This window comes from Rhodoferax sp. (assembly GCF_039922535.1).
Taxonomy (GTDB): Bacteria; Pseudomonadota; Gammaproteobacteria; order Burkholderiales; family Burkholderiaceae_C; genus Rhodoferax_B.
In genome coordinates, this window is the sequence record NZ_JBDTEM010000073.1 from 1 (window position 1) to 5322 (window position 5322).

The 5322-nt window shown below is 62.8% G+C and carries 5 protein-coding genes; 4 read left to right on the forward strand and 1 reads right to left on the reverse strand.

The genetic code is table 11. The features are described from left to right. Positions 1-2820, forward strand: a 2820-nt coding sequence (locus tag ABI213_RS02935; RefSeq protein WP_348026051.1) for a CheR family methyltransferase, incomplete at its 5' end; no start/stop codon positions are given. Beyond that, positions 2813-3484, forward strand: coding sequence for a PAS domain S-box protein (locus tag ABI213_RS02940; protein ID WP_348008533.1), 672 nt, complete (start codon positions 2813-2815; stop codon positions 3482-3484). The genes ABI213_RS02935 and ABI213_RS02940, both read left to right, overlap by 8 nt. Here the strand turns inward: ABI213_RS02940 and ABI213_RS02945 are convergent. Beyond that, positions 3481-4206: a Crp/Fnr family transcriptional regulator gene (locus ABI213_RS02945; RefSeq protein ID WP_348008532.1), complete on the reverse strand. Its 726-nt coding sequence runs from the start codon at positions 4204-4206 to the stop codon at positions 3481-3483. The two genes, ABI213_RS02940 and ABI213_RS02945, sit on opposite strands and share 4 nt — an antisense overlap. 274 nt (positions 4207-4480) lie before the next feature. On the opposite strand from ABI213_RS02945, the gene ABI213_RS02950 reads away from it, so the two are divergent. Then, on the forward strand, positions 4481-4747 hold the full coding sequence (locus tag ABI213_RS02950) for a hypothetical protein (protein WP_348008531.1): 267 nt from the start codon (positions 4481-4483) through the stop codon (positions 4745-4747). Positions 4748-4750: 3 nt separating this feature from the next. Next, positions 4751-5322: hypothetical protein (locus ABI213_RS02955; protein WP_348026053.1), on the forward strand; the 572-nt coding region annotated here is incomplete at its 3' end.

Here is a 5322-nt window from a genome sequence, read left to right on the forward strand (position 1 = left end):
GACAAGGATCCCGGTATGGGCTTTGTGCTGGTGCAGCACCTGGCGCCTGACCACACCAGCATCCTGACGTCCTTGGTGCAGCGCAAGACCCGCATGCAGGTGATGGAGGTGGAAGACGGCATGGAGGTCCAGGTGAACTGCGTCTACATCATTCCGCCCAACCGCGACATGGCGTTTTTGAACGGTGCCTTGCACCTGCTGGAGCCTACCGCCCCGCGCGGCCACCGCCTACCCATCGATTATTTGTTCCGCTCGCTGGCGCAAGACCAGCGCGAGCGGGCGATTGGCATCGTGCTGTCAGGCACCGGCAGCGACGGCACGCTGGGCGTGCGCGCCATCAAGGGCGAGGGCGGCATGGTGATGGTGCAAAACCCGGCCTCGACCGAATTTGACGGCATGCCACGCAGCACCCTGGCCACCGGCCTGGTCGATTTCGAGCTGCCCCCTGCCGAAATGCCCGCCCAGTTGATGGCCTACGTGGCCCACGCCTTTGGCCACCCGCCAAATGTCGGCGCGCCCAGCGCACCGCATACCGAAAGCGCCTTGAAAAAGATCTTCATCCTGCTGCGCACCCAGACCGGCCACGACTTTTCGCAGTACAAGCCCAACACCATTTACCGCCGTATCGAACGGCGCATGGCGGTGCACCAGATCACTGCGCTGGACAACTACGTGAAGTACCTGCAGCACACCCCCACCGAGGTAGATGCGCTGTTCCACGACCTGCTGATCGGCGTGACCAACTTCTTCCGCGACCCCGAGGCCTTTGCACTGCTAGAGGAGCAGGTGCTCCCCAAGCTGTTTGCTAATAAAGCCCCCGGCTCGGTGGTGCGTGCCTGGTCGGCCGGTTGCTCGACGGGCGAAGAAGCTTATTCGCTGGCCATCCTGCTGCAAGAGCGGCTAGACGTGCTCAAGCTGAATTACAAAGTACAGGTGTTTGCGACCGACCTGGACAGCCGCGCGATTGCGATTGCCCGCGTCGGGGTGTACCCGGCCAGCATCGCGACCGACATCAGCCCCGAGCGGCTGGCCCGCTTTTTCACCGCCGAGCCCGATGGCAGCGCCTACCGCGTGCACAAAGGTATCCGCGACATGCTGGTGTTCTCGGAGCACGACCTGGTCAAAGACCCGCCGTTCTCCAAGCTCGACCTGATCAGTTGCCGCAACCTGCTGATCTACATGGGTGCCGAGCTGCAAAAGAAGGTGATGGCGCTGTTCCACTACGCGCTGCTGCCCGGCGGCATGCTGTTTCTGGGTAGCTCGGAAACCGTGGGCGAGCTGGCCGACGTGTTTGCCGTGGTAGACCGCAAATCCAAGGCCTACCAGCGCAAAGAAGATTTCCAGGGCGCGCAGCGTGCCGCCCTGGGCCGGTTTTTGCCGCCACTGGCCGCCCGCGACGTGGCGCTGCCGCGCGTGATTGACAAACTGGCCCACCCGATGAAACTCTCGCTGCGCACCCTGACCGAGCAAACCCTGTTGCAGCACCTGGCCCCTGCAGGCGCACTGGTCAATGGCCAGGGCGACATTCTCTACCTGCATGGCCGCACTGGCATGTTTCTGGAGCCCGCGCCCGGCGAGGCGGGCATCAACAACATCCTCAAGATGGCCCGAGAAGGCCTGCGCCGCGAACTGACCTCGGTGTTGCACAAGGTAGCAGTGAGCAAGGAACCGGCACAGGCTTTGAACCTGCGGGTCAAAACCAATGGCCACTTCAGCTTGGTGAACTTGTCGGTGTGCCCGGTAGCCACGGGTGCAGCATCGGCGCTGGAGTCCGCGCTGTACCTGGTGGTGCTGGAACTGGCCAGGGTGCAGGACGCGCCGCCGCACCTGCTATCGCCGCCACCCACCACCAACCCGGATGCGCAGGCCCAGATCGATGCGCTGACCGACCAGTTGCAGGCCAAGGAAGAGTACCTGCAAGCCGCCAACGAAGAGATGGAAACGTCCAACGAAGAGCTCAAGTCGTCCAACGAAGAAATGCAGTCGGTGAACGAAGAACTGCAGTCCACCAACGAAGAGCTAGAAACCTCCAAGGAAGAGCTGCAGTCCATCAACGAAGAGCTGGCCACCGTCAACACCGAGCTACAAACCAAGGTGACCGACCTGTCCCGCGCCAACAACGACATGAACAACCTGCTGGCGGGTACCGGCATTGGCACTATTTTTATCGACCACGGCCTGCGCATATTGCGCTTCACCCCGGCAGCCACGCTGATCATCAACCTGATTTTGAGCGACGTGGGCCGCCCGGTGGGCCATATTGCATCTAACCTGCTGGGCTACGACCGGCTGGTGGCCGATGTGCAGGCGGTGCTGAAAAACCTGCAGCCCGTTCAAGCCGATGTAGAGACGCTGGAGCACCGGCACTACACCATGCGCATCCTGCCCTACCGCACGCTGGACAACGTGATCGAGGGCGTGGTGCTCACCTTTGTGGAGATCACCGAGATCGTGCGCACCCGCGAGGCGCTGCGAAAGGCCAACGAGCTGTTGCGCCTGGCGGTGGTGGTGCGCGATGCCTTCGATGCCATCACCGTGCAAGACCCGGACGGTCGCATCCTGGCCTGGAACCCTGCTGCCGTGCGCATGTACGGATGGACCGAGGCCGAGGCCCTGCAAATGAATGCGCGTGACCGCCTGCCACCAGGCGTGCCGGCCCAGACCACCGACCCCACCACCCAGCGGCTGACCAAAGACGGCCAGGTGCTCACCATTACACTGACATCGACCGAGCTGCTGGATGCAGCCGGACATATCTATGCGGTTGCCACCACCGAACGCACCCAAACCCACGCCACCAGTAAGGCCCCCCATGGATAAAGCACAGGCCGCGCAGTCCCTGCGTCTACAAGCCGAGGCGATCGTCCGCGACCAAGTAGCGATGCGCAACAGCCCACCCGAAACCTTGACGCTGGCGGGCATGCAGCGCGCCATGCACGAGCTGCAGGTGCACCAGATCGAACTGGAAATGCAAAACGAGGAATTGCGCCGCACCCAGTTGCTGCTGGAGGTATCTCGCGCCAACTACTTTGAGCTGTACGACATGGCCCCGGTGGGCTACTGCACAGTGAGCGAAAGTGGGCTGGTGGTGGAGGCCAATCTGGCTGCTGCAGCGTTGCTAGGACTGGCGCGCGCCAAGCTGGTGGGGCAGCGCATCAGCCGCTTCATAGCCAAAGAACACCAGGACACTTACTACCGCCTGCGCACACAGTTACTGGAAACCGGAACCCCCCAAACCTGCGAACTGCAAGTAACCAATATGGAGGGCCATACCTGCTGGGTCCAATTGACCACCAGCGCTGCCCAGGACGGAGCAGACAAGGCCGAACAGCATCTGGTACTGGCCGATATCAGCGACTCCAAGGTCATGTTCGCTGCCATGCAGGCTAGCGAGGCCCGCTACCGGGCACTGGTTGATGGCTCACCCGAAGCCACCAGCGAGCGCAAGCGCCAGGACGGAGGCAAGCAGCCAGGTAAAACCTAGGCCGCCATCGTCATCAGATCGCGCGGCCGGGACTTGCTGGCACCGTCGAATGCGCAGGCACCCTGCTCCAGCCGACGGCGGTTCAGTACCTCGATATGGCCACGCCGGTAGGCAATCACCCCGGCCAGTTGCAGCTTGCGGGCCGCCGCCGTAACCCCCTCACGGCGCACGCCCAGCAGGTTGGCGGCGAGTTCCTGGGTCATGGCCATTTTGTTGCTGGGCAAGCGGTCCAGCCCTTGCAGCAGGCGGCGGCAAAATTGTTGGTCGATGGAATGGTGGCGGATGTAGGCGGCGGTCTGCGTTACCTGGGCGATCAGCGCCTGGGTATAGCGCAACAGCATGCGCATCACCGGGCCACCCGATTCGGCCTCGGCGTTCACGCGGTGGGCACTCAGCCGGTATCCTTGCCCGGCGCTTTGCACCACCGCTTCGTGCGGGCTCACATCACCGCCCATGAACAGCGACAGGCCCACCACACCGTCCAGCCCCACCACTGCCACCTCCGACGACGCGCCGTCCTCGGCCAGGTACATCAACGAGACGATGGCGGTGGTAGGAAACACCACATAGCCGGGCGTGCTGCCCGAGCGACACAGCACCTTGCCCAGCGGCAAATCCACCCATTCCAGATACGGCTGCCAACGTTTCCAGTCGGCATCTGACAGGGATGCCAGCAACTGGTTCTGGCGCGGATCGGAGACGGTTTGGAGAGCAGTGGGCATGGAGGTCCTCGGGCAAAAAGTAGTGTGTCCCATCATTCCCGTCTGCACGGCCAGCGGCTATCGGCGGTGGTCGGCAATGCGCGTCGGCATCGTCCTACAAAGCCGGAATTTGTAGCCAGCGTCCTACCCGCTGCGGCGCACTGTCTGACAGACAGCCGACCCCCACTTTCCTACCATGAAGCTACCGGATGGCCGTGGCATAGCACCTCCAGGCAATCCGGCCCCAGTTTCCCCCGTGTTCAACCTTTCCCGCGCCGTGCGGATGGAGAATTTAATGCTTGCTTCTGCTACCGATTCCATTGCGTCCTCCCAGTACACCGGCCCTAGCTGGAGCACCTCTTCTTACGGTGATGCCGCCACCAGCCAACCCATGGAATTGGCCGCTTTGGGTGAGCACCTGAGCCTGTGCCAAGGCAGCAACAAGCGCTGGTCCGCCCTGCGCCACCTGGGAGCCAAACTGCATGGGTTTGCCGCTTCGCGCTTTGTCACCACCCTGGCCGTAGCCGCCTTGTTGATCGGTGCCACTTTGCTGGTGCTTTAAACGATGGCGACCGAGCTGCTGCGCTTGGTGCCCAGCGCATCCCCCATCCTGTGCCAGATGTTGGACGGGGTGCGTGGCCCGGTGCAGCCGCCAATACGGTCCGAGATATTTGGCCTGCAGCGCTTTGCGCAGCACGGTCGTAGCCTGGGTGAGACCCACCGGGCTGAACGGCCCAGTCTGCGGGCCGCCAGCTTTTTTCCGCGGCTGCGGGAAAACATCCAGACCCTGGACGAGGCCCACCGCTACATCGGTGTGCAGGCCGCCACCGGCTACGATGTAAGCCCGGCAGCCGAGTGGCTGCTGGACAATTTCCATTTGATCAAAGCCCAGCTGGAAGAGATCCACGCTGGACTGCCCCGCAGCTACTTCCGCGCTCTGCCCGTGTTGCAAGACGAGCCACTGGCCGGGTTGCCACGCGTTTATGGCATCGCATGGGCTTTTGTGGCGCATACCGATGGCGCATTTGACGAGGCGTTGCTGGTGCAGTTCCTCAGCGCCTACCAGGAAACCCGCGAGCTGAATCTGGCCGAGATGTGGGCCCTGCCCACCACTTTGCGCGTGGTGCTGGTGGAAAA

What these genes read in the sequence shown, in the direction of transcription:
- ABI213_RS02940 (WP_348008533.1), top strand. Translation starts at nt 2,813, where the DNA reads ATGGATAAAGCACAGGCCGCGCAGTCCCTGCGTCTACAAGCCGAGGCG.
- ABI213_RS02945 (WP_348008532.1), bottom strand. Translation starts at nt 4,206, where the DNA reads ATGCCCACTGCTCTCCAAACCGTCTCCGATCCGCGCCAGAACCAGTTG.
- ABI213_RS02950 (WP_348008531.1), top strand. Translation starts at nt 4,481, where the DNA reads ATGCTTGCTTCTGCTACCGATTCCATTGCGTCCTCCCAGTACACCGGC.